25 protein-coding genes are annotated in these 26,965 nt (G+C 73.9%); 12 read left to right on the forward strand and 13 right to left on the reverse strand.

All coding sequences use genetic code 11. The features are described 5' to 3' along the window. Positions 1-95: 95 nt before the first annotated feature. The 3 genes from ectA to ACH443_RS18555 form a co-directional block, all read right to left on the reverse strand. The gene (gene ectA, locus ACH443_RS18545; RefSeq protein ID WP_430591140.1) at positions 96-722 is read right to left on the reverse strand and encodes a diaminobutyrate acetyltransferase; all 627 of its coding nucleotides are present in this window, start codon (positions 720-722) and stop codon (positions 96-98) included. A 285-nt stretch (positions 723-1,007) separates the two neighbouring features. Continuing rightward, positions 1,008-1,490, reverse strand: a complete 483-nt coding sequence (gene greA, locus ACH443_RS18550; RefSeq protein WP_429764557.1) for a transcription elongation factor GreA — start codon at positions 1,488-1,490, stop codon at positions 1,008-1,010. A 193-nt stretch (positions 1,491-1,683) separates the two neighbouring features. Beyond that, positions 1,684-2,115 carry a DUF4307 domain-containing protein gene (locus tag ACH443_RS18555; protein ID WP_429764558.1) on the reverse strand — a complete coding sequence of 144 codons (432 nt, stop codon included), beginning with the start codon at positions 2,113-2,115 and terminating at the stop codon, positions 1,684-1,686. A 107-nt stretch (positions 2,116-2,222) separates the two neighbouring features. On the opposite strand from ACH443_RS18555, the gene mca reads away from it, so the two are divergent. From mca to ACH443_RS18570, 3 genes are read left to right on the forward strand one after another with little or no spacing between them, the layout of a single operon-like run. Then, a complete protein-coding gene (gene mca / locus ACH443_RS18560; protein WP_430591196.1) occupies positions 2,223-3,098 on the forward strand; it encodes a mycothiol conjugate amidase Mca in 876 nt (291 codons plus the stop codon). Beyond that, positions 3,095-3,448, forward strand: coding sequence for a hypothetical protein (locus tag ACH443_RS18565; protein WP_429764559.1), 354 nt, complete (start codon positions 3,095-3,097; stop codon positions 3,446-3,448). The genes mca and ACH443_RS18565 overlap by 4 nt, the downstream gene beginning before the upstream one ends. Beyond that, positions 3,445-4,410 (forward strand): carbon-nitrogen hydrolase family protein, encoded by a 966-nt coding sequence (locus tag ACH443_RS18570; protein WP_430591141.1) that lies wholly within the window; start codon positions 3,445-3,447, stop codon positions 4,408-4,410. Before ACH443_RS18565 ends, ACH443_RS18570 begins: the two co-directional genes overlap by 4 nt. A 25-nt stretch (positions 4,411-4,435) precedes the next feature. Here the strand turns inward: ACH443_RS18570 and ACH443_RS18575 are convergent, their stop codons facing one another. Then, positions 4,436-5,209, reverse strand: coding sequence for a hemolysin III family protein (locus tag ACH443_RS18575; RefSeq protein WP_430591142.1), 774 nt, complete (start codon positions 5,207-5,209; stop codon positions 4,436-4,438). Positions 5,210-5,467: 258 nt separating this feature from the next. Here ACH443_RS18575 and ACH443_RS18580 point away from each other — a divergent pair, with 258 nt between their 5' ends. The 4 genes from ACH443_RS18580 (at position 5,468) to hemQ (ending at position 8,822) form a co-directional block, all read left to right on the forward strand. After that, positions 5,468-6,229 (forward strand): isoprenyl transferase, encoded by a 762-nt coding sequence (locus ACH443_RS18580; RefSeq protein ID WP_429764562.1) that lies wholly within the window; start codon positions 5,468-5,470, stop codon positions 6,227-6,229. Positions 6,230-6,287: 58 nt separating this feature from the next. Continuing rightward, a complete protein-coding gene (locus ACH443_RS18585; protein ID WP_430591143.1) occupies positions 6,288-6,812 on the forward strand; it encodes a MarR family winged helix-turn-helix transcriptional regulator in 525 nt (174 codons plus the stop codon). 80 nt (positions 6,813-6,892) lie between these two features. After that, the gene (locus ACH443_RS18590) at positions 6,893-8,038 is read left to right on the forward strand and encodes a ferrochelatase (protein WP_430591144.1); all 1,146 of its coding nucleotides are present in this window, start codon (positions 6,893-6,895) and stop codon (positions 8,036-8,038) included. Between the two features lie 19 nt (positions 8,039-8,057). Further along, entirely contained in the window at positions 8,058-8,822 is a 765-nt protein-coding gene (gene hemQ, locus ACH443_RS18595) for a hydrogen peroxide-dependent heme synthase (protein WP_429764565.1), read from the forward strand. Between the two features lie 95 nt (positions 8,823-8,917). On the opposite strand, the gene ACH443_RS18600 is transcribed toward hemQ, so the two are convergent. The 3 genes from ACH443_RS18600 to ACH443_RS18610 all read right to left on the reverse strand — a co-directional run bounded on the left by ACH443_RS18600 (position 8,918) and on the right by ACH443_RS18610 (position 11,915). Next, positions 8,918-9,727 (reverse strand): putative protein N(5)-glutamine methyltransferase, encoded by an 810-nt coding sequence (locus ACH443_RS18600; RefSeq protein ID WP_430591197.1) that lies wholly within the window; start codon positions 9,725-9,727, stop codon positions 8,918-8,920. A gap of 41 nt (positions 9,728-9,768) precedes the next feature. Further along, entirely contained in the window at positions 9,769-11,067 is a 1,299-nt protein-coding gene (locus ACH443_RS18605; protein ID WP_430591145.1) for a Glu/Leu/Phe/Val dehydrogenase, read from the reverse strand. 254 nt (positions 11,068-11,321) lie between these two features. Then, positions 11,322-11,915 carry a biotin transporter BioY gene (locus tag ACH443_RS18610; protein ID WP_430556922.1) on the reverse strand — a complete coding sequence of 198 codons (594 nt, stop codon included), beginning with the start codon at positions 11,913-11,915 and terminating at the stop codon, positions 11,322-11,324. A gap of 205 nt (positions 11,916-12,120) precedes the next feature. On the opposite strand from ACH443_RS18610, the gene ACH443_RS18615 reads away from it, so the two are divergent. Further along, positions 12,121-13,422 carry an Nramp family divalent metal transporter gene (locus ACH443_RS18615; RefSeq protein WP_429764568.1) on the forward strand — a complete coding sequence of 434 codons (1,302 nt, stop codon included), beginning with the start codon at positions 12,121-12,123 and terminating at the stop codon, positions 13,420-13,422. Between the two features lie 3 nt (positions 13,423-13,425). On the opposite strand, the gene ACH443_RS18620 is transcribed toward ACH443_RS18615, so the two are convergent. Beyond that, the gene (locus ACH443_RS18620; RefSeq protein WP_430591146.1) at positions 13,426-14,271 is read right to left on the reverse strand and encodes a helix-turn-helix domain-containing protein; all 846 of its coding nucleotides are present in this window, start codon (positions 14,269-14,271) and stop codon (positions 13,426-13,428) included. Between the two features lie 53 nt (positions 14,272-14,324). On the opposite strand from ACH443_RS18620, the gene ACH443_RS18625 reads away from it, so the two are divergent. The 4 genes from ACH443_RS18625 (at position 14,325) to ACH443_RS18640 (ending at position 21,626) form a co-directional block, all read left to right on the forward strand. Further along, a complete protein-coding gene (locus ACH443_RS18625; protein WP_430591147.1) occupies positions 14,325-17,855 on the forward strand; it encodes a proline dehydrogenase family protein in 3,531 nt (1,176 codons plus the stop codon). A 111-nt stretch (positions 17,856-17,966) separates the two neighbouring features. After that, positions 17,967-18,821 (forward strand): patatin-like phospholipase family protein, encoded by an 855-nt coding sequence (locus tag ACH443_RS18630; protein WP_429764571.1) that lies wholly within the window; start codon positions 17,967-17,969, stop codon positions 18,819-18,821. Beyond that, a complete protein-coding gene (locus ACH443_RS18635) occupies positions 18,818-19,879 on the forward strand; it encodes a 1-acyl-sn-glycerol-3-phosphate acyltransferase (protein WP_429764572.1) in 1,062 nt (353 codons plus the stop codon). Before ACH443_RS18630 ends, ACH443_RS18635 begins: the two co-directional genes overlap by 4 nt. Positions 19,880-20,009: 130 nt before the next feature. After that, entirely contained in the window at positions 20,010-21,626 is a 1,617-nt protein-coding gene (locus tag ACH443_RS18640) for an APC family permease (protein WP_430591148.1), read from the forward strand. 80 nt (positions 21,627-21,706) lie between these two features. On the opposite strand, the gene ACH443_RS18645 is transcribed toward ACH443_RS18640, so the two are convergent. The 5 genes from ACH443_RS18645 to ACH443_RS18665 all read right to left on the reverse strand — a co-directional run bounded on the left by ACH443_RS18645 (position 21,707) and on the right by ACH443_RS18665 (position 26,959). Further along, a complete protein-coding gene (locus ACH443_RS18645) occupies positions 21,707-22,168 on the reverse strand; it encodes a YdeI/OmpD-associated family protein (protein WP_430591149.1) in 462 nt (153 codons plus the stop codon). A 61-nt stretch (positions 22,169-22,229) separates the two neighbouring features. Further along, positions 22,230-23,240, reverse strand: a complete 1,011-nt coding sequence (locus ACH443_RS18650) for a LacI family DNA-binding transcriptional regulator (RefSeq protein WP_429764575.1) — start codon at positions 23,238-23,240, stop codon at positions 22,230-22,232. 9 nt (positions 23,241-23,249) lie between these two features. Beyond that, positions 23,250-24,806: a glycoside hydrolase family 1 protein gene (locus ACH443_RS18655; protein ID WP_430591150.1), complete on the reverse strand. Its 1,557-nt coding sequence runs from the start codon at positions 24,804-24,806 to the stop codon at positions 23,250-23,252. A 90-nt stretch (positions 24,807-24,896) separates the two neighbouring features. Further along, positions 24,897-25,820, reverse strand: coding sequence for a carbohydrate ABC transporter permease (locus tag ACH443_RS18660; protein WP_430591151.1), 924 nt, complete (start codon positions 25,818-25,820; stop codon positions 24,897-24,899). After that, on the reverse strand, positions 25,817-26,959 hold the full coding sequence (locus ACH443_RS18665) for a carbohydrate ABC transporter permease (RefSeq protein WP_430591152.1): 1,143 nt from the start codon (positions 26,957-26,959) through the stop codon (positions 25,817-25,819). The genes ACH443_RS18660 and ACH443_RS18665 overlap by 4 nt, the downstream gene beginning before the upstream one ends. Positions 26,960-26,965: the final 6 nt, after the last annotated feature.

Below are 26,965 nucleotides of genomic sequence, written 5' to 3' on the forward strand. Positions count from 1 at the left end.
GCGCCGGTGCGGTGTCTTGTGGTGGAGAGGGCTGCGTCGTCACCTGCGCGCCGAACCGGCGCAGCCCGAGGTCTGGGACCTGAGAGGTACGGACGTCAACGGGGAGGGCGGATGCCCTCGATCACCAGCAGCGGCTCGGCCTCGTGGCCGTCGGGGAAGTGCGCTGCCTCGTAGCCCGGCGTCTCCTGCAGGGTCGCGCCGCGCTCGGCGGCCCACCGCGCGAACACGCGCCGCGAGGACGCGTTGTCCGTGGTCACGGTGGTGTGCAGCCGGGTGACGGCGGGGCCGTCGCCCTCCGCCGTCGCGTCGACGACGGCGTCCAGCAGCCGCCCCGCGACGCGCCGGCCGCGGGCCCGCGGGTCGACGGCGACCTGCCACACGAACAGCGTGGCGGGGTCGGCGGGCAGCCGGTACGCGGAGACGAAGCCCACGGGCTCGCCCTCCGTGCCGGTGTCGTCGGGGAGGAACGCCAGGCGGCAGGTCGCGGCGAAGTGGTCCGCGAGCAGCAGGTAGGCGTAGGAGGAGTTGAGGTCGAGCGAGCCCGAGTCGCGCGCCAGGCGCCACATCGCGGCGCCGTCCTGCGTCGTCGGCGGGCGCACCGTGAGGCCCGGGAGGGGCTCCGCGGCGCGGGACGACGCGGTGTCGTCGGCGTCGTCGATCACGCTGTCGGTCGAGCTGTCGTCGGTCGAATGGTTGGTCGTTGCGGTGTCCGTCGTGTCCATACCGCCATCGACCATAGACGCATCGCGGGGGAAAGTTCACCTTGACCATGACCATTCCTCGACCGGCCGGGCGTGGTGGCGGGGCTCTGATCGTTGGCAGCGCAACGAAAGGTCGTGTCGACCATCGACGGATCATCGACGGTTCTGTGGATCGCCATCTGTCTCGGATGATGAGACCGGCGGGGGTGAAGTCGCCGGGGTGTGTCGCCGGGACGACGATGGGCGTGCCCGTCGGGACGGGCACGCCCAGGGCATGCGTCGGTGCCGGGCAGGGCCCGGGGGAGGTCAGCCCGCGAAGGGCGTGGCCTTGAGGATCTCGACGGGGATCTCGCGACCGTTCGGCGCGGTGTAGGCCACCTTCTCGCCGATGCGGTGCCCGTCGATCGCGGCGCCGAGCGGCGACGTCGGCGAGTACACGTCGAGGTCGGTGGTGCCGGCGATCTCGCGGGAGCCGAGCAGGAACGTCATCTCGTCCCCGGCCACGACCGCGGTGACGACCATGCCGGCCTCCACCACGCCGTCGTCCGCGGGCGTGCCGATCTGGACGTGCCGCAGCTTCTCGGTGAGCTCGCGGATGCGGGCCTCGTTCTTCGCCTGCTCCTCGCGGGCGGCGTGGTAGCCGCCGTTCTCCTTGAGGTCGCCCTCGTCGCGGGCGGCGGCGATGCGCTCGGCGATCTCGGTGCGGGCGGGGCCGGAGAGGTGCTCCAGCTCGGCCTGCAGCCGGTCGTGAGCCTCCTGGGTGAGCCAGGTGACAGTGCTCTCGGTCACGAGGGCTCTCCTTTCGTGGTGCTCGATGGCCTGTTTCGGCCGTGCGCGGGCGACCGACGGGCGTCGGCACGCGCGTCGGCTGGGGCAGGACTGCGTGTGAATCCCTCAGGATAGCCCGGGCAGGCGACAGAACCCAGGCCTCTGCCCTGGGCGAACAGGGTGACCCCGGTCGGACGTCGGGCCCGGGGCGGCGTCAGGAGGCGTCGGGGACGTCGCAGGACTCGACGACCGCGGTCGTGGCCTCCTCGGACGTGCGCACGGTGACCGAGTACGTGGAGGTCTGCTGCTCGACCGGGCCGACGGGCACCTCGAGGGTGCCGACCTGGGCGTAGCTCTGCGCGAGCGCCTCCACGTCGCAGACCGCCGTCGTGCCGGGCGGCATGTGCACCTGGAAGGTGACGTCGACCTGCTCGGCGTCGCGGACGTCGAAGCCCACCATCTCCACCGTCACCGGGTCCCGGCGGGTCTGCTCGACCGAGAACCAGGCGGCCACGCCGACCGCCGCCGCGAGGGCGGCGCCGATCGCCACCTTGGCCCCCGTACCGAGCGGGCGGCGGCCGTCCTGCCGACCGGGCGACGTGCCGTACCGGTCGGCGGGGGGAGTGGGGCTGCCGGGCTCGCTCATGGTGCACCATTGTCCCTGAACCTCAACGCCGACCCGTCACCCCGGGAGGGACCTTGTCCTCCGCCTCCTCCGTGCCGCCCACCCCGCGGCCCGAGCCCCTGCGTCTGATGGCGGTGCACGCGCACCCGGACGACGAGTCCAGCAAGGGCGCCGCGACCACCGCGCGGTACGCCGCCGAGGGGGTCGAGGTGCTCGTCGTGACCTGCACGGGCGGCGAGCGGGGCGACGTGCTCAACCCGAGCTTCCAGGTGCCCGAGGGGCACGAGTTCGACAGCATCGAGGGTCGCCTGGCGGTCCGCCGCCTGGAGATGGCGGCCGCGGCCGAGGCGCTCGGCGTGCGGCAGGCCTGGCTCGGCTTCGTGGACTCCGGGCTGCCGGAGGGCGACCCGCTGCCGCCCCTGCCCGAGGGCTCGTTCGGCCTGGTGCCGCTCGACGAGGCGGCAGCGCCCCTCGTCGAGCTCGTGCGCGATTTCCGCCCGCACGTCATGACGACCTACGACCCGTCCGGCGGGTACCCGCACCCCGACCACATCAAGTGCCACGAGGTGTCGTTCGAGGCCTACCACGCGGCGGGCGACGCCTCCCGGTACGTCGTCGAGGGCGGCGCGGAGCCCTGGGAGCCGCTGAAGCTCTACTACAACCACGGCTTCTCGATGGCGCGCATGCGCGCCGTGCACGAGGCGATGCAGGGCGCCGGCCTGGAGTCGCCGTTCGGCGACTGGATCGAGTCGCGGGCGGCGCGTGAGATCCCCGAGCGGGAGGCGACGACGCACGTCGCCGTCGCGGACTTCTTCGCCCAGCGGGACGCGGCCCTCGTGGCGCACGCGTCGCAGATCGACCCGGACGGGTTCTTCTTCGCCGTCCCGCGCGACCTCGAGGCCGACGTGTGGCCCACGGAGGAGTACGAGCTCGCCGACTCGCGTGTGCCGACGTCGCTGCCCGAGGACGACCTGTTCGCCGGCCTCCGCGAGGAGGTCCGATGAGCGCCGTCTGGACCCTGCTCGCCGCCGCGCCCAGCCCGAGCCCCAGCCCGGGCCAGGGGCCGGACGAGCTCCAGGTGACGCCGGGCCTCGCCGGGTTCGTCGCGACGTTCGCCGTGGCCGTCGCCTGCGTGCTGCTCTTCCTGTCGCTCACGCGGCACCTGCGCCGCGCGCAGCGCAACGCCGAGGACCAGGGCATCCCGCTCGAGGAGCCCAAGCACTTCGGGCTCCACGGCCCGGGGCGGGGCCCCGGTGCGCCCGGCGACGCGTCCGACGGTGACGGGCCGCGCGGCGACGGCGGTGCCGGCGACGGCGGGACGGGTGACGACGCGGACGGCGAGCCCGGCCGATGAGCGCGAGCGTGCGGGTCACGGTCGGCCAGCTCGCGATCACGGCCGACCACGACGCCAACCGCGAGGCGGTCGCCGAGGCCTTCCTCGCCGCCGGCCGCGTGGGCGCGGACCTGCTCGTGCTGCCCGAGTACTCCTCCGGCTACGACCCGCACGGCGTCGGCGTCGAGCACGCCGAGCCGCTCGACGGCCCGTTCGTCACCGCCCTGCGCCAGCACGCCGCGCGGTACCGCATCGCGGTGGTGGCCGGCACCACCCTGCCCGCCTACGGCGCCCCGGCCGCGAGCACCGGCCAGCACCCGGCCGTGACCGGCGCGTTCCCCGCCGTCAGCGGCGCGTTCCCCGCCGTGACGGGCTCGTTCCCCGCGGTGACGGGCTCGCTGCCCGCCATCACGGGGACGACGCCGGCGGCAGGCTCGGCGCCCGAGCCCCCCACGCGCGCGTTCAACACCGTCGTCGCGGTCGACGCGACGGGCACGGTCGTCGGCGCGTACCGCAAGGTGCACCTCTACGACGCGTTCGGCACGCGCGAGTCCGACCGTCTCGAGCCCGGCCCGGCCGGTGTGCCGCCCCTCGTGCTGCGGCTGGGGGACCTCACGTTCGGCGTCGTCACCTGCTACGACCTGCGCTTCCCGGAGTCGGCGCGCCGGCTCGTGGACGCCGGGGCCGACGTCATCGTCGTCCCGGCGGCGTGGGTGGACGGCCCGCTCAAGGCGGACCACTGGCGCACCCTGATCCGCGCGCGGGCCATCGAGAACACGGCGGTGGTGATCGGCGTCGGGATGTCCGGCCCCGGGCTGGTGGGCCGGTCGCTCCTGGCCGGGCCGGACGGCGTCGTCGGCCTCGAGCTCGACGAGACCCCGCAGGTGCGCACCGTGGACCTGGACCCGGAGCCGCTGGCCCAGGTGCGCCGGCAGAACCCGTCGCTGGCGAACCGGCGCTACCTCGTGGTGCCCGCGGGCTGAGCCCGCCGGGCCCGGCCGCGCGCGGCTACAGGGCCGCCAGGTAGATCGCCACGGTGTGGCAGGTGAAGCCGACCACGGTGAGCGCGTGGAAGATCTCGTGGAACCCGAACCAGCGGGGCGACGGGTCCGGGAACTTGGTGCCGTACACGACGGCGCCGAGGATGTACGCGATGCCGCCCGAGGCGACCAGCCAGGCGACGGCGGCGCCGCCCGCGGCGGCGAACTGCGGGATGTAGCCGACGGCGACGCAGCCCAGCGCCACGTAGACCGGGACGTAGAGCCAGCGCGGCGCACTCATCCACAGCACGCGCCCGACGAGGCCGAGGATCGCGCCGCCCCAGACGACGGCGAGGAGCACGGTGGCGGTGCCGCGCGGCAGCAGCATCACGGCCAGGGGCGTGTAGGTACCGGCGATGATGAGGAAGATGTTGGCGTGGTCCAGGCGTCGCAGGACGGCGGCGGTGCGGGGCGACCAGGTGCCGGTGCCGAGGTGGTAGACCGCGCTGGTGCCGAACAGCATGACGGCGGTGACGCCGAAGACCGCGCACGCGACCTTGTCGGCGGTGGTGTCGGCGAGGACGACGAGCACGATCGCGGCGGCCAGCGCCAGCGGCGTCGTCACGGCGTGGATCCAGCCCCGCAGGTGCGGCTTGAGGAGGGCTGCCTTCCCGGCGGCCGCCGCCGACACGGTCTGCACGGCGTCGCCCATGACGCCCTTCGCCTCGCGGGCGACCTCCTTGACGTCGTCGACGTCGAGGCGGTCGGCCCGGTGGCCGTTCGGCTGGGCGGCTGCTGCCACGGGTGCTCCTTCTCGATCGGACGACAAACCTACGCATCCGTAGGTTACGCCAGCGTAGGGGACGCGGCGCGGGTGCAGCGACCCCGCGCCGTGAAGATCGTGCGCAGGGGTTGCGGGGCGACGCCGGGCGTCCGCCAGGCCCGGGACCTGCGGGTCCACGGGAGCGGTACCGTTGTCCCGCTCTCCGTCCGTCCCGCCCCCGCCGGGTGCCCGCGCCGTCGCGCGCCCGCGGCCCGGCCCGAACCCTCGAGGTCCCGCGTGCGCATGCCCCACCTGCTCTACGGCCTGTACGAGCGGCGCCTGGCCGCCTCGCTGCCGACGGCGCAGACGCCCCGGCACGTCGGCGTCATCCTCGACGGGAACCGGCGGTGGGCCCGGTCGTTCGGCGAGACCGCGGCCACGGGGCACCGGCGCGGGGCGGACAAGATCGCGGAGTTCCTGGGCTGGGCCGAGGAGCTCGGCGTCGAGGTCGTCACCCTCTGGATGCTGTCCACCGACAACCTCGCGCGCCCCGCGTCCGAGCTCGCCGACCTGCTCGACATCATCCGCGACGCCGTCCAGGACCTCGCGGAGTCGGGGCGCTGGCGGCTGCGCGTCGTGGGCCGGCTGGACCTGCTGCCGGGCGAGCTCGCGGACGCCGTGCGCTCCGCGGCCGAGGCGACGAAGGACGTCCGGGGCCTGCAGGTGAACGTCGCCGTCGGCTACGGCGGCCGGCACGAGATCGCCGACGCCGTCCGGTCGTACCTCAAGCAGGAGTCCGCCACCGGGGCGTCGCTCGAGGAGCTGGCCGAGCGGATCGACGTCGACGACATCGCCGCCCACCTGTACACCAAGGGCCAGCCCGACCCGGAGCTCGTCATCCGCACGTCGGGCGAGCTGCGCGTGGGCGGGTTCCTCATGTGGCAGAGCGCGCACTCGGAGCTGTACTTCTGCGAGGCGTACTGGCCCGACTTCCGCCGCGTGGACTTCCTGCGCGCGCTGCGCGACTTCTCCCGGCGGGAGCGACGGCTCGGCCGCTGAGCCGGCCTGACGGGGACGTCGTCGGGCGTCCGTCGGAGGCCTGCGGCACACTGCGACGGTGACCCCGCCCGAGCCGACGCCGACGTCCCCCACCCCGCCCGAGCGCCACGTCGGGACCCGGCCGCCGGCCCCCGACGTCCGCCTCGCCGCCGAGGCCTGGGAGTCGCTGTTCCGGGCGCAGGTCACGCTGATGCGCCGCTTCCAGGCCGACGACATCTGGCGCGACCTGTCGATGCGGGAGTACGACGTGCTGTTCACCCTGTCGCGCGCGCCCCGGGGCGAGCTGCGGCTGCGCGACCTCAACGAGGGGATGCTCATCGCGCAGTCGTCGCTGTCGCGCATGGTCGAACGGCTCGAGGGGCGCGGGCTGGTCGCCCGCTCGGTCCCCGCCGACGACGCCCGCGGCACCCTGGTGCGGCTCACGGCGGAGGGGGTGCGGCGGCAGCGCGAGACCGGGCTCGCGCACGTGCGCACCATCGCCGAGTACGTGGGGCAGGCGCTCCCGACCGAGGAGCTCGAGCGGCTGCGCGACGTGCTGGACCGGCTCCGCCTCGCGCAGGCGGACATCCCTGACCGGAGATGACAACGCGTGCCATCAACGTCACGTCGGCCGGGGGCCGTTCTCGACGGGCCGGCTCCCGGGCCGGTGCCATGATGGCAGTCATGTCGCTGACCCCCCAGTCGGCCGATGCCGGCCCTTACGACGCCCTGCTCCTGTACTCCTTCGGTGGTCCGAACAAGCCGGAGGACGTCGTCCCGTTCCTCCGCAACGTGACCGCCGGCAAGGGGATCCCCGACTCGCGGCTCGAGGAGGTCGGCGAGCACTACTACGGCTTCGGCGGCAAGAGCCCCATCAACGAGCAGAACCTCGCGCTGAAGGCGGCGCTGGAGGCCGAGCTCGCCGAGCGCGGTCTCGACCTGCCCGTCGTGTGGGGCAACCGCAACTGGGAGCCCTACACCACCGACGCGATCGACGAGCTCGAGCGCCTGGGCGCGAAGCGCGCCGTCGCGCTCGTCACGTCCGCCTACTCGTCCTACTCCGGCTGCCGGCAGTACCGCGAGGACCTCGCCGTGACGCTGGAGAAGCGCGGGCAGCTCGGCGCCGAGGGCTCCACGAGCGTCCAGTTCGACAAGATCCGCTCCTACTTCAACCACCCGGGCTTCGTGGCGGCCAACGCCGAGGCCGTCCTCGAGGGCTACGAGGCGCTCGAGGCGAAGGGCGGCGTCCCGGCGGCGGCGAAGCTCGTCCTCGTCACGCACTCCATCCCCGACACGATGGAGGCGGCGTCCCAGGTCTCGCACGCCACGTACTCCGCGCAGCACCTCGACGTCGCCGCCGTCATCGCCGCCGTCGTCTCCGAGGTGCGCGGGCACGCCGTCGAGTGGGAGCTGGCGTACTGCTCGCGCTCCGGCCCGCCGTCGCAGCCGTGGCTCGAGCCGGACGTCAACGACCTGCTCACCGAGCGCGCCGGCCAGGGCCTCAAGGACGTCGTCCTGTCCCCGATCGGGTTCGTCTCCGACCACATGGAGGTGGCCTACGACCTCGACACCGAGGCGATGGCCACGGCCACCGAGCTCGGCATGACCGCGGTCCGGGCGGGCACCGTCGGCACCCGGCCGGCGTTCGTGTCCGGCCTGGTGGACCTGCTGCTCGAGCGCGCGGCCATCGCCCGCGGCGAGGACGTCGTGGAGGAGACGGTCGGCAACCTCCCCGCCTTCCGCTCGGTGTGCGCGCCCGGCTGCTGCCTGCGGCGTGACGGCGAGCCGAGCGGCATCCCCGCCCTGTGCAGCGTCGACCTGCACTCCTGACCCGCCCCGAGAGGACGTCATGACCGACAGCCACATCCACGGCGACACCGGCGAGACCGTCGACGCCGCCTCGATCAACGAGTCCATCCGGTACGCCATGATCGCGGTCTTCTCCACCGCCGAGCCGCTGCCGGCGGGCGACGCCGAGCGCGCGGAGCTCGCCGCGGAGGCGGACGCCGCCCTCTGGGACGGCCAGCCCGACGACGCCCGCGACCCGGCCCGCGCCGAGGGCGACGTCGTCGTGCGCGGCGTGTACGACGTCGCCGGCCTGCGCGCCGACGCCGACCTCATGGTGTGGGTGCACGGCCCGTCGGTCGAGTCCGTGCAGGGCGCCTACCAGCGGCTGCGCGCCTCGCGTCTGGGTGCGTCCCTGGCGCCGGAGTGGTCGGTCGTGGCGCTGCACCGCGCCGCCGAGTTCAACAAGGGCCACGTGCCCGCGTTCCTCGCCGGCGAGCGCCCCCGCGACTACCTCTCCGTCTACCCGTTCGTGCGCTCCTACGACTGGTACCTGCTGCCCGACGACGAGCGCCGCACGATGCTGCGCGACCACGGCATGGCCGCGGCCGGGTACACGGACGTGCGCGCCAACACGATGAGCACGTTCGCGCTGAGCGACTACGAGTGGCTGCTGGCGTTCGAGGCGGACGAGCTGCACCGCATCGTCGACCTCATGCGCGACCTGCGCGCGACCGAGGCCCGGCGCCACGTGCGCGAGGAGGTGCCGTTCTTCACCGGCCCGCGCGTCACCCTCGCCGACTGGGCGGAGAAGCAGCCCCGCGCCTGACCGTGAGGTAGGGAGGATTCTGCCGAGGGAGGACGAATCTCGGTGAGGTAGTCGATGACCTCGGCCGGTCTCGTCCTCCCTCGGCAGAGTCCTTGCTACCTCGCGTCCAGGGTGGCGACGACGGCGGTGCCGCCGGTGGCGTCCTCGGCGTCCGGGTCCTCGTCGGTGACGACGGCGGCGCGCAGCCCGTGCGCCTCGACGAGCGTCGTCGCACCGGGCACCTGGTCCGTGCCGACCTCGAAGAGCAACGACCCGCCCGGCGCGAGCCAGCCGGGCGCCGCCGCGACGACGCGGCGCAGCACGTCCAGGCCGTCGGCGCCGCCGTCGAGCGCGACCGCGGGTTCGTGGTCGCGCGCCTCGGGGGGCATCGTCGCGATGGCGTCGGTGGGGACGTAGGGCGCGTTGCACAGCAGCAGGTCGACGCGGCCGCGCAGCACGGAGGGGACGACGGAGAGGAGGTCCCCCTCGTGCACGGCGGCGCCGAGCGGCGCCAGGTTGCGCCGGGCGTGCACGACCGCGGCGGGCTCGACGTCGCTCGCGTGCAGCACGGGATCGGTCCCGGCGGCGCGCAGCCCCAGCAGCACGGCACCGCCCACCGCGCCGCAGCCGCAGCACAGGTCGAGCACGGTGGCCGGGGCGGGGAGCGCGAGCGCTGCGGCGACCATCAGCTCCGTGCGGCGCCGGGGCACGAACACGCCGGGCCCCACCGACCAGCGGCGGCCGGCGAACTCCACCCACCCGAGCACGTGCTCCAGCGGCTCGCCGCCCGCGCGCCGCGCGACCAGGCCCTCGAGCTCGGCCGCGTCGTCGGGCGCGGCCTCCAGCAGCAGCGCCGCCTCGTCCTCCGCGAACACGCAGCCCGCCGCCCGCAGCCGTGCGACGAGGGGCTCCAGGTCGGGTCCCAGGTCGTCGGCCGCGGGCGACGCGGGGTCCGTCCGGTCGGTGCTCAGGGGTACAGCCCCCGGATGCGGTGCGCCTCGGCGGTGCGCTGCACGCCGATGACCAGCGCGGCGTCGCGCAGGGACAGGCCCTCGCGCTTGGCGAGCGCGGAGACGTCGCCGTACGCGGAGGTCATGCGGTGCTCGAGGCGGTCGGCGATCTCTTCCTCCGACCACCAGTAGGTCTGGTTGGCCTGCACCCACTCGAAGTAGGAGACGACGACGCCGCCCGCGTTGGCGAGCACGTCCGGCACGACCGTGACGCCGTTCGCGGCGAGCACGCTGTCGCCGTCGGTGGTGGTCGGTCCGTTGGCGCCCTCGACCACCCAGCGCGCCCGCACGGTGGCGGCGGTGACGCCGTCGAGCACGCCCTCGACCGCGGCGGGCACGAGGACGTCGACGTCGAGGCCGAGCAGCTCGGCGTTGGACAGCGGGTCGGCGCCGTCGAAGCCGACGACGGAGCCGGTCGCGGCGACGTGCGAGAACAGGCGGTCCATCGCGAGGCCCGCGTCGTTGCGGACGCCGCCGTACTGGTCGCTCACCGCGACGACGGTGGCGCCGCGGGCGGCGAAGATGGCGGCGGCGTGCGAGCCCACCTTGCCGAAGCCCTGCACGGCGACCGTGACGTCGGTCAGCGGCACGCCGGCCTCGCCGAGCGCCGCGGCGGTGACGTGCACGATGCCGGCGCTGGTGGCGGTGCCGCGGCCGCGGGAGCCGCCCAGCGCCAGCGGCTTGCCGGTGACGACGGCGGGGATCGTGTACCCGCGGTTCACCGAGTAGGTGTCCATGACCCAGGCCATGGTGTGCTCGTCGGTGCCCATGTCGGGCGCCATGATGTCGGTGTCCGGGCCGATCATCGGCATGATCTCGGACGTGTACCGGCGGGTGACGCGCTCCAGCTCGGCCGTCGAGTAGTCGCGCGGGTCGATGGCGACGCCGCCCTTGGCGCCGCCGTACGGCAGGTCGACGATGGCGCACTTCCAGGTCATCCACATGGCGAGGGCGCGGACCTCGTCGATGTCGACCCCGGGCGCGTAGCGCAGGCCGCCCTTGCCGGGGCCGCGGGTGATGTTGTGCTGCACGCGGAAGCCGTGGAAGAGGACGGTCTCGCCGTCGTCGCGCCGCAGGGGCACGGCCACGTGGATCTCGCGGCGGGGGGTGGCGAGCATCTGTCGCTGGCCCGCGTCGTAGCCGAGCACGGCGACGGCGCTGTCGAGCTGGCTGTGCGCCGTGTCGAGCGGGGAGCTCGTCCGCGGGGCGGGGGCGGCCGGCGCGGCCGGGGTGTCGGGCAGGGGTGTCGAGGTCATCGACGTCGTCGTCGTCACGGGTCCTCCAGGACACGGTGCCGAGGACCCCGGTCAGGGGCCCCGGCAGGGGTGGCGCGGCCCGGGATGGTGGGCCTCGGCGCCCACCGTAGCCGCTCCCGCAGGCCCTCCAGCGGGCGAAACCCGCCACCTTACGGAGCCGTGTCCGGGCGTTGACCCGACGATGCCGCCGGTTGAGCTTGTCGAGACCGAGGGGCGGCGATTCGACAAGCTCGACCGGCGGCTCGGGGCGCGCCTCAGCGCACGAACCGCCAGGCGGTCGGCAGCAGCGCGGCGGCGAGCGCGGCCTTGAGCGCGTCACCGGGCAGGAAGACGACGGCGCCGGAGAGCAGCGCGGCGCCCACGGGCATCCCGGTGCTCACCGCGAGCCACGGCACGCCCACGGCGTAGACGGCGAGGGTGCCGAGCGCGTAGGTGCCGACGGTGGACAGCACGCGACGGTCGGCGCCGCGGCGCGCGAGCGCCCCGACGACCACGCCCGCCAGGAGGAAGCCGACGAGGTAGCCGCCGGACGCACCGGCGACGGACTCCCAGCCCGCCGTCGCGCCGGCGAACACGGGCAGGCCCGCGACGCCGGCGGCGAGGTAGACCGCCTGGGCGGCGGCCCCGCGCCAGGGGCCGAGGGCGGCGGCGCCCAGCAGGACGGCGAACGTCTGGCCGGTGAGCGGCACCGGCAGGCCGGGCACCGGGACGACGACCTGGGCGGCCAGCGCGGTGAGGGCGGCCACCGCGACGACGAGGACGGCATCGCGGGCGAGCGCCCCGGGCAGCAGGTCCGCGAGGACGCGGCGCGGGCGGGCGGGGGAGAGAGGAAGCACGGCTGCGGTCATGACGACGACGCTAGGGGCGGCAGGCGGTCGCGGTCATGACCGAGGTGGACCAACGCTCGGGGGAGTCCGTTTGTGCAGGTCGTACACACGCGGCGAGGCGGCGGGCGTGCTGGGGCGGCTCTCTTGTGGGAATCGTGCAGCGGGGCCCGCCGACGCACCCGGTATGTCACAGGACCGGAACATCCGTGCGGTAGCCTCCGGCGACATGGCTGACAAGGACGTCACACCCCCCGCCCTCGACCGAGACCTCGACCACGGCTCCGACGTGGAACGCCCCCGCTGGCGCCTGGTGGGCCCCGGCCTGGTCGTCGCGGCCACGGGCATCGGCGCCGGGGACCTGGTCGCCACGCTCGTCGCCGGCAGCAAGTTCGGGTACACCCTGCTCTGGGCGGCCGTCCTCGGCGTGATCATCAAGATCGTGCTGGTGGAGGGCGCGGGCCGCTGGTCGCTCGCCACGAACCGCACGATCTTCGACGGCTGGAAGTCGCTGGGCGCGTGGGCGAGCGTCTACTTCGGCGTCTACATCGTGGTGTGGGGCTTCAGCTACGGCGCCGCGGCGATGTCGAGCTCGGCGCTGCCGCTCGTCGCGCTGTTCCCGCAGGTCGACCTGATCTGGTTCGCGATCGGCATGGGGTTGATCGGCGCGGCCATCGTCTGGCTCGGGAAGTACAAGATGTTCGAGGTCGTCATCGCCGTGCTCGTGGGCGTCATGTTCGTGACGATCGTCGGCTCCGCGGTCCTCACGGTGCCGAACCTCGGCCAGATCCTCGGTGGCCTGGTGCCGCGCATCCCGGAGGGCTCGATCCTCTACACGCTCAGCCTGGCGGGTGGCGTCGGCGGCACGATCACGCTGGCGGCCTACGGGTACTGGCTGAAGGAGAAGGGCTGGTACGCGCCGCGCTGGATGAAGGTCATGCGCATCGACAACGCGATGGCGTACGTCATATCGGGCGTCTTCGTCATCTCCATGCTCATCGTGGGCGCCGAGCTGCTGTACTCCTCCGGCATCACGGTCGCCGACGGCGAGGGAGGCCTGGTCGACCTCTCCGACGTGCTCGCCGAGCGGTACGGGACGTTCATGGCGCCGCTGTTCCTCGTCGGCTTCTGGGCGTCGTCGTTCTCGTCGGTGCTGGGCGTGTGGAACGGCGTCTCGCTGATGTTCGCCGACTTCGTCGCCACGGTCCGCGGGCTGGCGGAGGACGACCCGCGGCGCAAGGCCGGCGGCAGCTACTACAGGGCGTACATCCTGTGGCTCACGTTCCCGCCGATGCTGCTGCTCCTGCTCGACAAGCCCATCGCGCTCGTCGTCGCCTACGGCGCGCTCGGCTCGCTGTTCATGCCGTTCCTCGCGATCACGCTGCTCATCCTCATGAACTCGTCGCGGGTGCCGGAGCGGTGGCGCAACCGGCCGCTGACGAACGTGATCCTCGGGCTGGTGACGCTGATGTTCGTGGTGCTCGGCGTGCAGCAGCTGGTCGAGGCGCTCGCGCCCGTGCTCGGCGGGTGAGCCTCAGCCCGCGGCGCGGGCGCGGCGCCGGAACGACGACGGCGTCTCGCCCGTGAGCCGGGCGAACGTGCGGGTGAACGACGGCTGGTCGTAGAAGCCCGCCGCGGCGGCGACCTCCGCGAGCGGGGTGGTCGTGGACGTCAGCAGGTGCGCGGCGCGGTCCACCCGCGTGCGCAGCACGAGCTGGCGCGGCGAGAGCCCGAAGACCTTGCGCACCCGGCGGTCCAGGACGGCGGGCGTGCTGCCCGACAGCCGCGCCAGGTCGGCCACGGACAGCGGGTCGCCGGGGGAGGCGTCGAGGTGCCGCTCGACGGCGGCCACCAGGCGCGCCATCGCGTCCATCGTCGCGTCGTCGGCGTCGCCCGAGCGCAGGTCCTGCGACACGGAGACGAGGCCGACGACCCGGCCCGCGGCGTCGCGCACGGGCAGCTTCGCGGTGAGGAACCAGCCGGGCGTGCCGCCCACACGGCGGATGAGCTCCAGCTCGTTGCGCAGCGGGCGGCCCGTGCGCAGCACCTCGGCGTCCTGCGCCTCGTAGCGCTCGGCCAGCTCGGGCACGAAGAGGTCGACGGCGCGGCGGCCCAGCACCTGGCGGCGGGAGCGCTCGTTGGTGCGGCGCACGAACACCTGGTTCACGGCGAGGTAGCGGCCGTCGGCGTCCTTGGCGCAGAACATCACGTCCGACAGCTCGTCCATGAGGTCCACCATCACGGGGGACAGGGCGGCCATGAGAGCCGCGGTGCCGGGGACGTCCGCCGCGGCCTCGACGCGGACCGGCGCGGGGTTGCCGACGGACCCTCCCGGGGCGTCGCCCGCGGTGCCGGTGGTGTTGTCGGAATCTGCTCCCATCGCGCGCCCGATCGTACAAGACGGGCCCCGGCCGGAGGGCGCACCCTGGGGGCATGAGTACCTCCGTTCCGGCGCGCGGCGGCGCCACCCCATCCGCCGTGCAGAGCGCCCCCACCGACGCCGGCGCCGAAGCCCTGGTCGAGGACGCCGTCGCCCTCGCCCACCACTGGATCGCCGTCGCCTCCGGCTCCTCCGGCGCTGCCGGGTCGACCACCCGCGCCGACCGGAAGACGCGCGCCACCGCCGAGCGGCTCGGCTCGCTCGTCTCCGACCCGGCCGGGCTCGAGCTCGCCGTCGGGTTCGTCGACGACGTCGCGCGCCCGCAGGACGTCGGCGTCGCCGCCACCGCGCTCGCCCGCCTCGGGCGGGACGCCGGCTCGGCCACCTTCCTCGGCCCCGTCGACCGCACCCTGTTCAAGGTCGGCGCCGTCGTCGCCCCCGTGCTGCCGTCCGTCGTCGTCCCCGCCGCGCGCGTGCGCCTGCGCCAGCTCGTCGGCCACCTCGTCGCCGACGCCGGCAAGGGCCTCACCGCGCACCTCGCCCGCACCCGCGCCGAGGGCTACACGCTCAACGTCAACCTGCTCGGCGAGGCCGTGCTCGGCGACGACGAGGCCGCCGCCCGCCTGCAGCGCACCATCGACCTGGTGCGCCGGCCCGACGTCGACTACGTCTCCGTCAAGGTGTCCTCCGTCGCGGCGCAACTCGTCACCTGGGACCTGGACGGCTCGCGCGAGCGCGTCGTCGAGCACCTGCTGCCCCTGTACCGGGCCGCGCTCGACCACGGCGTCTTCCTCAACCTCGACATGGAGGAGTACAAGGACCTCGCGCTGACCACCGCGGTCTTCACGCAGGTGCTCGACCGCGAGGAGTTCAAGGACCTCGAGGCCGGCATCGTGCTGCAGGCCTACCTGCCCGACGCGATGGGCGCGCTCGACGAGCTCACCGAGTTCGCGCAGAAGCGCGTGGCCGACGGCGGCGCGCGCATCAAGGTGCGCCTCGTCAAGGGCGCCAACCTGGCGATGGAGCACGTCGAGGCCGAGCTGCACGACTGGGCTCAGGCGCCGTACCCCACCAAGCCGGACGTGGACGCCAACTACGTGCGCATCCTCGACCACCACCTGCGCGCCGACCGCACCTCCGCGGTCCGGCTGGGGGTGGCGTCGCACAACCTCTTCCACGTCGCGCTCGCCGTGCTGCTCGCCCGCGGCCGCGGCGTCACCGAGGGCCTCGACATCGAGATGCTGCAGGGCATGGCCCCCATCGAGGCGCGCCTCGTGCGCGACGAGGTGGCCAAGGACGGCGGCCACGTCGTGCTGTACACGCCGGTGGTGCGCGACGAGGACTTCGACGTCGCGATCTCCTACCTGGTGCGCCGCCTCGAGGAGAACGCCGCCGAGCAGAACTTCCTGCACGCCGCCTTCGCGCCCGCCACCGGTGCGACCGGCGTCGCGTCCACCCCGATGGAGCGCCAGGAGCTCGCCTTCCGCGCGTCCGTGACGCACGGCGTGCACTACCGGCCCGTGGACGTCGCGCCGCGCCGCCGCGACCGGTTCGCCGGTGGGGCCACCGCGCCCACCGCCGCCGGCTGCCCGACCGCGGAGCCGTTCCGCAACGCCGTCGACACCGACCCCGCCGTGGCCGCGCACCGGGCGTGGGCCCGGAGCGTCGTCGGGCCGGACTCCGGGTTCGTCCCGGTGCAGGCTCCCGAGATCGCCTCGACCGAGGCGATCGACGACGCCGTCGCCCGCGCCGTCGCCGCCCAGCGCGCCTGGGGCGCCGTCGCGCCCGCCGACCGCGCGCGCGTGCTGCGCGCCGCCGCCCGCGAGCTCGAGGGCCGCCGCACGGACCTCGTCGCCGCCATGGTGCACGAGCCGGGCAAGACCGTCGCCGAGGCCGACCCCGAGGTCAGCGAGGCGATCGACTTCGCCCGCTACTACGCCGCGATGGCCGAGGCCCTGGAGCAGGTGGACGGCGCCACGTTCACGCCCGACGGCGTCACGCTGGTCACCCCGCCGTGGAACTTCCCCGTCGCCATCCCGACGGGCGGCGCCCTCGCGGCGCTGGCGGCCGGGTCGACCGTGCTCGCCAAGCCGGCGCCGACCACGCCGCGCTGCTACGAGCTCGCGATCGAGGCCGTGCACGCCGCGCTCGACCAGGTCGCGCCGGAGATCGGCCTCGACCCGCGGGTCGCGCGCGACGTCGTGCAGTTCCTGCGGGTGCCGGACGGCGACCTCGGCCAGCACCTCGTGACGCACCCCGACGTCGCCCGCGTGATCCTCACCGGCTCCATCGAGACGGCCGAGCTGTTCGCCTCCTGGCGGCCGGAGCGCCCGGTGCTCGCGGAGACGTCGGGCAAGAACGCGCTGGTCGTGACGCCGTCGGCGGACCTCGACCTCGCCGTGTCCGACCTGGTCAAGAGCGCCTTCGGCCACGCCGGGCAGAAGTGCTCGGCCGCGTCGCTGGTCATCCTGGTCGGCTCCGTGGGCGACCCGGCCACCGAGACCGGCAAGAGGTTCCGGCGCCAGCTCGTCGACGCCGTGCAGTCGCTCGCGGTGGGCTCGCCCACCGAGCTGTCCACCGTCATGGGACCCCTGACCGAGCCCGCGCAGGGCAAGCTGCTGCGCGCGCTCACGACCCTCGAGCCAGGGGAGTCGTGGCTCGTGCGCCCGCGCCGCCTGGACGACGCGGCCGCCGCGGCCGGCATCGAGGCGGACCGGCTCTGGTCGCCGGGCCTGCGCGACGGCGTCGCGCCGGGGTCGTTCTTCCACCTCACCGAGGTGTTCGGCCCCGTGCTCGGCATCATGACCGCCAAGGACCTGGACGAGGCGATCCGGCTGCAGAACCAGGTGGACTTCGGCCTCACCGCGGGCATCCACTCCCTCGACGACGACGAGATCGCGACGTGGCTCGACCGCGTCGAGGCCGGCAACGTGTACGTCAACCGGCACATCACCGGCGCCATCGTGCAGCGGCAGTCGTTCGGCGGCTGGAAGGCCTCGGCGGTCGGCCCGGGCGCCAAGGCCGGCGGCCCCAACTACGTCGCCGAGCTCGGCGCGTGGGCGGACGCCGACGTCCCGTCGCGCACGAACGACCCCGAGGGCTGGCTCGCCGCGGCGCAGGCGTCGGACGACGCCGCCTGGGCCACGGAGATCGGCGTCGGGCACGACAAGTCGGGCCTGACGGTGGAGGAGAACACCTTCCGCTACCGGCCGATCGACCGCCTCACCGTGCGCGTCGGCGACGGCGCCCTGCCGATCGAGGTGCGGCGCGTGCTCGCCGCGGCGAAGCGCGCCGGCGTGCCGGCCGTCGTCGTCCCCGACACGGACTCCGGCTGGGGCGTGCCGCACGAGGCGCCGACGTCCCACGAGGACTTCGCCGCCGCCGTCGCCGCGGGCCGCGTCACCGGCCGCGTCCGCGTGGTCGGCCGCGCGCCGGGCCTGCGCGAGGCCGCCGCGACGCGCCTCGGCACCGTGACCGTGCTCGACGCTCCCGTGGTCGCCAGCGGCCGGCGCGAGCTGCTCGCCGTCGTGCGCGAGCAGGCCGTCAGCCGCACCCGCCACCGGTACGGGCACGTGCACGCCTGACCGCGAGAGGGGAACCCCCTCCCACGGGACAGAGAATCTCTGTCTTGCGGGAGGGGGTTTCTCCGTCTCGCGCGGGTGCCCTCTCGATCTCGGCGTGGCACGATCGCGGCCATGACGGTGGCGTTCGTGCTCGGCGGCGGCGGTGTGCGCGGCGCCGTCCAGGTGGGCATGCTGCAGGCGCTGTTCGAGGCGGGGGTCGCCCCCGACCTCGTGGTCGGCACGTCGATCGGCGCGATCAACGGCGCCGCCGTGGCGGCCGACCCGAGCGTCGCCGTCGTCGACCGCCTCGGTGCCGCGTGGGCGTCCCCGACGGCGAACGAGGTCTACGGCGAGGCCTGGTACCGGCAGCTCGGCCGCCTCGCCAAGTCCCGCACGCACCTGTACGACCCGGCCGCGCTGCGCCGGCTCATCGCCGGCACCCTGGGCGAGAAGACGACCTTCGACGACCTCGCCGTGCCGCTCGTCGTCGCCGCCGCGAGCATCGAGCGGGCGTCGGAGCACTGGTTCGACTCCGGGCCGCTGGTCGAGGCGGTGCTCGCGTCGGCGTCGGTGCCGGGCGCGCTGCCGCCCACCGAGATCGGCGGCGAGCACTACGTCGACGGCGGCATGGTGAACTCGATCCCGCTCGGCGAGGCCGTGCGCCGCGGCGCGACCACGGTCTACGTGCTGCAGGTGGGGCGGGTCGAGGAGCCGCTCACGGTGCCGTCCAAGCCGTCCGACGTCGCGCGCGTGAGCTTCGAGATCGCCCGGCGGCACCGGTACTTCCGGGAGCTGGAGGAGGCCCGCCGGGTCGCGACCGTGCACGTGCTGCCGACCGGCGGCGCGCTGCCGGGGGACGAGAAGCTCGGCGCGTTCCGGCGCATGGACTCCACCGCGTCACGCATCGCCCAGTCCTACGCCGCCGCGCGGGAGTACCTCGCGGCGCCGCCGCCCGGGTCGCCGCCGCCGGACGCGGGGCAGCCGTGATCGCGCCCCCGCCCCGGTGGGTCCGCCGGGTCGTGCTGGCGCCGCTCGTGGTGCTGCTGGCCGTGCTGCTGGTGCCGACGTCGATCATGCTGGCCCTGGTGGTCGGCGCCGCGCTGACCTGGCTGCTGCCGGGGCGCCTGCGGGTGCTGCGGCTGCTGTGGATGCTGTCGTTCTACGTGCTGTGGGACGCCGCCGCGCTGGTGGTGCTGTTCGCGCTGTGGGTGGCGTCCGGCTTCGGGCTGGCGATGCACCGGCCCTGGGTGCAGCGGGCGCACGTCGCCGTGGCGAGGGCCGCGCTGGCCGTCCTCTTCTGGCAGGTGCGGTGGACGCTGCGGCTGACCATCGTCGTCGAGGTCGAGGAGGGCGCGAGGCTGCCCGACGTCCCCGTCCTCGTGCTCAGCCGGCATGCCGGGCCGGGGGACTCGTTCATCCTGGTCGACGTCCTCCTCGGTCGCGCCCGCCGTGCACCCGCCGTCGTCCTCAAGGACACGCTGCAGTGGGACCCGGCGATCGACGTCCTCCTGGGCCGGCTGCCCGCGGCCTTCGTCACGCCCCTGGCACGCCGCAGGCCGGGGCAGCCCGGCGCCGCGGAGACCATCACGCGCATCTCGGCCGACCTGGGCGCCGACGACGCCCTCGTCCTGTTCCCCGAGGGCGGGAACGTGACGCCCCGGCGCCGCGCGCAGCGGATCGAGGCGCTCCGGGCCCGCGGCAAGGACGCCCTCGCCGACCGGGCCGAGCGCATGCCGCACGTCATGGTGCCGCACGCGGGCGGGTTCCTGTCCGCGCTCGACGCCGTCGCCCCCGACGCCGCCGTGCTGGTCGTCGCGCACACCGGCCTCGACCGCCTCGTCACGGTCAAGGACATCTGGCGCGAGCTGCCGATGGACAAGACCATCGTGCTGGGCGGCACCCTGACGCGCGTCGACGACCTCCCCGCCGACGTCGAGGGGCGGGAGCTCTGGCTCTTCGACCAGTGGGAGCGCGTGGACGCCTGGATCACCGCACGCTCCGCGGACCTCGACGCCCCGGCGCGTCCCGCCGCCCCGCACGAGTGACCGCGGCGCGCGACCGGGCGTAGCGTCGAGCTGCGCTGAACACCCCGTTCACCGCGGCGGCCGGGCGGTGTAAGGTCTCCCGGCCGCCGAGACCCGGTGGTACAGACCACTCCCGTAAGGAGTCTCAACGATGCAGCTCATGCGGAGGCGCTCGATCGAAGCGACGATCGCGGCGTCCGACGAGCCCCAGCGCCAGCTCAAGCGCACCCTCGGTGCCTGGGACCTCATGGTCCTCGGCATCTCCGTGGTGATCGGCGCCGGGATCTTCTCGAAGGCCGCGCAGGTGTCGGCCACGCAGACCGGCCCGTCGGTCGTGATCTCGTTCGTCATCGCCGGCGTCGTGTGCGCCCTCGCGGCGCTGTGCTACGCCGAGTTCGCGTCGTACATGCCGGTGGCCGGCTCCGCGTACACGTTCTCCTACGCGTCGATGGGTGAGCTGCTCGCCTGGATCATCGGCTGGGACCTCATCCTCGAGATGTTCTTCGCCGCCTCCGTCGTCGCCAAGGCCTGGGGCCTGTACTTCGACAACTTCCTCAACGTGTTCGGCCTCGGCGGGGTCGACGCGGACGGCGTCGCGTCCGGGGTCCACAACACGATCCACCTCGGCGGCGTGTCCTTCGACTGGGGCACCGCCATCCTCATCGTCGTGCTCGCCACGCTGCTCGCCGTCGGCACGAAGCTCTCGACGCGCGTCACCGGCGTGCTCACGGCCATCAAGGTCGCCATCGTGCTGCTCATCATCGTGGTGGGCTTCGCGTTCTTCAGCGCGTCGAACCTCAGCCCGTTCGTGCCCAGCCCCGAGTCGTTCGGCGAGTCCACGACGCACAGCACCACGATGACGCAGACCCTCTTCTCCTGGATGGCCGGCGCCGAGCTGTCCGTGGGCGGCGTGATGGGCATCCTCGCGGGTGCCGGCACCGTGTTCTTCGCGTTCATCGGGTTCGACGTCGTCGCCACCGCGGCGGAGGAGACCAAGAACCCTCGCCGGAACGTCCCGCGCGGCATCCTCGGCGGCCTCGCGATCTGCACCGGCCTCTACATCGCCGTCTCGATCGCGCTCTCCGGCATGGCCACCCCGCAGCAGCTGCGCGACGCCACGCCCGACGGCGGAGCGTCCGCGACGATCATCACCGCGTTCCAGTTGCAGCCGAACGCACCGGCGTGGGCCACGCAGGTCATCACGGTCGGCATCCTCGTGGGCCTCACGACCGTGGTCATGGTGCTCATGCTCGGCCTCACCCGGATCGTGTTCGCGATGAGCCGCGACGGCCTGCTGCCCCGCGGCATGTCGAAGACGTCGGAGCGCGGCACCCCGGTGATGATCCAGGTCGGTACCGCCGCGCTCCTGGTGATCGTCACCTGCTTCTTCTCGGTCGACGTGCTCGGCAACATGGTGAACATCGGCACCCTGTCGGCGTTCGTCCTGGTGAGCTTCGGCATCCCGATCCTCCGCCGGCGCCAGCTCAAGGCCGGCGGCGGCGAGGCCCACGCCGACCACTTCCGCGTGCCGTGGTCGCCGGTGCTGCCGATCGTCTCGGGCGTGCTGTGCCTGTGGCTGATGCTGCAGCTGGACGTCGAGACGTGGCTGCGGTTCCTCGTGTGGCTCGCGCTGGGCTTCGCGATCTACTTCCTGTACGGCTACCGCAACTCGCAGCTGGGCAAGAACCCGTCGCAGCTCGCCGCCGACTACCGCGAGGCCGTGCAGTCGGCCGTCGGCGTGGACGACGACACCCCGCGGCGCGGCTGACCGATCGCGCCCGGCACACGGCGGCGGCCCGTCAGAGCGATCTGGCGGGCCGCCGTCGTGCGCCCGGGCGGGACGCGCGGTCAGCCGGCGAGCGACTCCAGCACCTTCGCGACCCGGCGGTCGCGCGTCTCGTCGGTCCTGGCGCCGTCCACGCTCAGGGCGTGCGCCTTCTGCCTGCTCGGCGAGAGCCTCGCCCAGGCGGCGGTGGCCGCCGGGTCGGCGGCGAGCGCGGCCGCCAGCGCGGGCGGCACCTCGACGGTGCGGGGCGCGTCGTCGACCTCGAGCCGCACCTCGACCTCGTCGCCGGCGCCGCGGCCGGTGGCCGCGCGGGTCTCGGCGTTGAACGAGACGAGGAACCGGCCGCCCATCGACGAGATGGTGTTGCGGTACGTGAAGCCGCCGTCGACGGTCACGACCACGGGGACGCGCCGGCCGCGGTCGAACGCCGCGACGACGTCGTCGGGCACGGGCAGTCCGACGTTGCTGCCGCCCGTCGCGAGCAGGGTCGTGGTGAAGGTCTGGACCGTGGGTGCGTCGCTCACGCCGCCTCCGTCGCGTCGCGGCGGCGCGGTGCCGCCGCCCTCCCGGGCACGGTAGCGGCCGTCAGGCGGACTCGCCCTCGATCAGCCGGGGCACGAAGATCTGCGTCCGCACGGGCGGCTCGTGGCCCGCGAGCACGTCGAGCAGCGTCGCCGTCGCGGCCGTGACCATCTCGACCACGGGCTGCAGCACGGTCGTCAGGCGCGGCGTCGTCCGCTCCGCGCCGAGGGCGTCGAAGCCCACGATGGCGACGTCGTCGGGCACGCTCCTGCCGGCCTCGCGCAGCACCTGGAGCGCGCCCGTGGCCATGAGGTCCGACGCGGCGAAGACGCCGTCGACGTCGGGGTGCCGCGCCAGGATCCGCTCCATCGCGGCCGCCCCGCCCGCCACCGTGAAGTCGCCGTTCTCGACGGCGACGGCCGGCAGCCCGGCGTCCTCGAGCGTGTGCCGCCAGGCCTCGTGACGGTCGACGGCCGCGGTCATGTCGAGCGGGCCGGTGATCGTGGCGACGCGCGTGCAGCCGCGGTCCACGAGGCGCTGGGTGGCGGTGCGCCCGCCCGAGGCGTTGTCCACGTCGACGAAGTGCAGGGACTCGGTGTCGAACGGCCGCCCGACGAAGACCGACGGGAGGTGCGACCGCATGAGCTCGGACTCGAGCTGGTCCTCCTTGTGGTGCGACGCGACGATGACGCCGTCCACGTGCCCCGACCGCAGGTATCGCGCGATGTGGCCCGGGGGCTCGCCCGCGCGGGCGAGCAGCAGCACGAGCTGCAGCTCGGTGCCGGTCAGGCCCTCGCTGACGCCGCGCAGCACGCCCGCGAGGAACGGGTCGGTGAGGATGCGGGCGTCGGGCTCGGGCACCACGAGGGCGATCGAGTCGGTGCGCCGGGTGACCAGCGAGCGGGCCGCCCGGTTCGGGGCGTACCCGAGCCGGGCGACGGCGTCGTCGACGGCGGTCTGCGCCTCGGGCGACACCCGGTCACCGCCGTTGATGGCGCGCGAGGCCGTGGACCGCGAGACCCCCGCAGCCCGGGCGACGTCGTCCAGCGTCGGGCTGGCATGCTCGATGACCACGTCGGGAGACTACTCTGCGTCCGCGCCGTCGCGGGCCGGCACGACGCCCGAGCGGGCGACGTCGGCGTACCAGCGGCCGGAGGACTTGACGGTCCGCTCCTGCGTCTCGTAGTCCACGTGCACCAGGCCGAAGCGCTTGGAGTAGCCGAGGGCCCACTCGAAGTTGTCCAGCAGCGACCAGGCGAAGTAGCCGCGCACGTCGGCGCCGGCGTCGATCGCGTCGCGGACGGCGCGCAGGTGCACGTCGACGAACGCGAGGCGGTCCGGGTCGTCGACGCTCCCGTCGGCCTGCACGACGTCGGGGTACGCGGCGCCGTTCTCGGTGACGTACATCGACGTGCCGCGGGGCCCGGTGTAGTCGCGCTGCAGCCGCGTCAGCAGGCGGGTGAGACCCTCCGGCTGCACCTCCCAGCCCATGTCCGTGAGGGGCAGGCCGCGGCTGTGGTGGTAGATGCCGTCGGGCACCGGGTGGGGGGAGCGGGTCTCCCACACCGCGGCGTCGACGCGCTCGCCGCCGGGGTCGGCCGTGCCCGCCGGGGTCTCGCCGGCGGCGCCCTGCGGTCGGGCCGAGACCGCGCCGCCGTTGTAGTAGTTGACGCCGAGCACGTCGATCGGCGTGGAGATCACCTCGAGGTCGCCCTCGCGCACGAGGTCGGCGAACCCGAGGTGCGCGACGTCGTCGAGCAGGTCCTGCGGGTAGGCGCCGCGCAGGATCGGGTCGAGGAAGAAGCGGTTGAACATGCCGTCGTCGCGGCGCGCGACGTCGACGTCGGCCGGGTCCGTCGGGTCGACCGGGTCGGACACGGTGAAGTTGAGCGTGAGGCCGAGCACGGCCTCCGGGTCCCGCTCGCGCAGCGCCTCGACGGCGCCGCCGTGGGCGAGCATGAGGTGGTGGGCCGCGGCGAGGCCGTCCGCGGGGGACTTGCGTCCGGGGGCGTGCGCCCCGGCGGTGTAGCCGAGGAACGCGGAGCACCACGGCTCGTTGAGCGTCGTCCAGACCTTCACCCGGTCGCCGAGCGCGTCGTGCATCGTCACGGCGTAGTCGACGAACCGGGCCGCGGTGTCCCGGTTCGGCCAGCCGCCCAGCTCCTCCAGCGCCTGGGGCAGGTCCCAGTGGTACAGCGTCAGCCAGGGCAGCACGTCGGCGGCGAGCAGCTCGTCGACCAGGCGGGAGTAGAAGTCCAGCCCTTCCTGGTTGACGGTCTTCCCGTCGGGAACCACCCGGGCCCACGACGTCGAGAACCGGTACGCGTCGAGGTTCAGGCGCTTCATGAGCGCCACGTCCTCGGGGTAGCGGTGGTAGTGGTCGTCGGCCACCGATCCGTCGTCGCCGTTCACGACGGCGCCGGGGATGCGGCAGAACGCGTCCCAGACCGAGTCCTCGCGGCCGCCCTCCGTGGACGCCCCCTCGATCTGGAAGGCGGCCGTGGCCGCGCCCCAGACGAAGCCGTCGGGGAACGTGACGGCCCCGGTGGCGTGCGGGGAGCTCGTGAGAGGGGCGCTGGGCGTGAACGGCACGGTCGTGCCGGGGGCCGCCCGGCGCGCGCCGGGGGTGGGGAGGGTCATGAGTTCGGATCTTTCCATCGGTGGTGGGCCCACGCAGCCGCGCGACGGCGCGGCTGCGCGGGCGTGACGTCAGCCCGGACGAGCGGTGGGTCAGCCCTTGACGGCGCCGGCCATGATGCCCGCGACGAGCTGCTTGCCGACGAAGGCGAAGACCACGAGCAGGGGCAGCGTCACGAGGAAGATGCCGCCCATCACGAGGGAGTAGTCCACGAAGTAGTTGGACTGCAGGGACCGCACGACGAGGGGCAGCGTCGGGTTGTCCTGGTTGAGCACGATCGAGGGCCAGAAGTAGTTGGTCCACTGCTGGACGAACGTGAACAGGCCCAGCATCGCGGCGGCCGGGCGTGCGGCCGGCAGCGCGATCGACCAGAACGTGCGGATCATGGAGGCGCCGTCCACGCGGGCGGCCTCGATGAGCTCGTACGGGAGGGCCTCGGAGAGATACTGGGTCATCCAGAAGACCCCGAACGCGGTGACCAGGGCTGGCACGATGACCGCCTGCAGCTTGCCGATCCAGTCGAGGTCCGTCATGAGGATGTACATCGGGATCACGCCGAGCTGGGTCGGCACGGCCATCGTGGCGATGACGAACACGAGCAGCGGCCCGCGCCCCCGGAAGCGCAGCTTGGCGAACGAGTACCCGGCGAGCGTGGAGAACAGCACCACGGACGCCGCCGTGATCACCGAGATGATCACCGAGTTCGCGAGCGCCTTCCAGAAGTTGATCGTGTCGGAGCTGATGACCTCCCCGAACTGCTGGAAGAGGCTCGCGTCCGGCAGCCACTGCGGCACGGCGTTCTGCGCGATCGACACGGGGTCGGACGACCCGAGCAGCAGCGTGAAGTACAACGGGAAGATCGAGATCAGCAGCGCGATCCCGAGCAGCACGTAGGTGACGGTGCCGGGGCGGCGCTGGGCAGAGCGGGTGGCTCGCGAGCCGCGGTCGCGACGCTTGGCGGCGGCGCGAGCCGCGCCCTGGCCGGCGGTCTGGGCGGTGACGGCGACGGAGCTCATCGGCGGTCCTCCCGGTCGGTGGTCGTGTCGGTGGTGGTGCCGGTCGGGGGGAACGTCGGCGGGGCCCCCGCGGGGCGCGTCGTCGTCCCGGCCGACGAGGCCGCGGCGGCGCGGGCCTGCGCCAGCAACGCCTGCGTGTGCCGCCGGCTCACCTTCGGCGCCCTCGGGCCGGACGTGGCGATGCGCCGGGTCGCGAGGAAGTTGACCATGCCGATCACGACGATGAGCAGGAACAGGAGCCAGGCGATCGCAGCCGCGCGGCCGAAGTTCTTCTGGGTGCCCCAGGCGACGTCGTACAGGTAGACGACCGTGGTCATCCAGTCCTTGTCGGGGCCGCCGAGGCCGTACGCGTCGTACATGCGGACCTCGTCGAAGATCTGCAGGCCGCCGATGGTCGAGGTGATGACGATGAAGATGATGGTGGCGCGGATCTGCGGCACGGTGATGGAGAAGAACTGCCGGGCCCGGCCGGCGCCGTCGATGACGGCTGCCTCGTAGAGCTCGCGGGGCACGGCCTGCATCGCCGCGAGGAAGATCAGCGCGTTGTAGCCGGTCCAGCGGAAGTTCACCATCGTGGCGATCGCGATGTGGCTGGGGATGCGCTCGCTGTGCCAGCCGACCGGGTCGACGCCGACGAGGCCCAGGAGCTCGTTGATGAGGCCGTAGTCGTCGGCGAACAGTCGGCCGAAGATCATGGAGACCGCGACCGGCGCGACGACGTAGGGGATCAGCACACCCATCCGCCAGAAGGTGGCGGCGCGCAGGTTCTGGTCGAGCAGCGCCGCGATGACGATCGCGAGGATCACCTGCGGGATGCTCGAGAACACGAAGATCGAGAACGTGTTGACGAGCGACTTCCAGAAGACGGGCTGAGCGAGCACCTCCGCGTAGTTCTGCAGCCCGACGAAGTCCCCCTGGCCGCCCAGCAGGTTCCACTCGTGCATGGAGACGAACGCTGTGTACGCGAGCGGGAAGAGCCCCGTGATCGCGAAGAGCAGGAAGAACGGCGAGATGTACAGGTAGGGCGAGAGCTTCACGTCCCAGCGGCCGAGCCGCTGAGAGAACCCGACGCGTCGCGGTGGTCGGGACGGAGGCCCGGTGCGTCGGTGCGCGGGCTGGGTGGGGGAGAGGACGGCCATCTGCTG

It is taken from the genome of Isoptericola sp. NPDC019571, assembly GCF_044389385.1.
GTDB lineage: Bacteria > Actinomycetota > Actinomycetes > Actinomycetales > Cellulomonadaceae > Isoptericola > Isoptericola nanjingensis.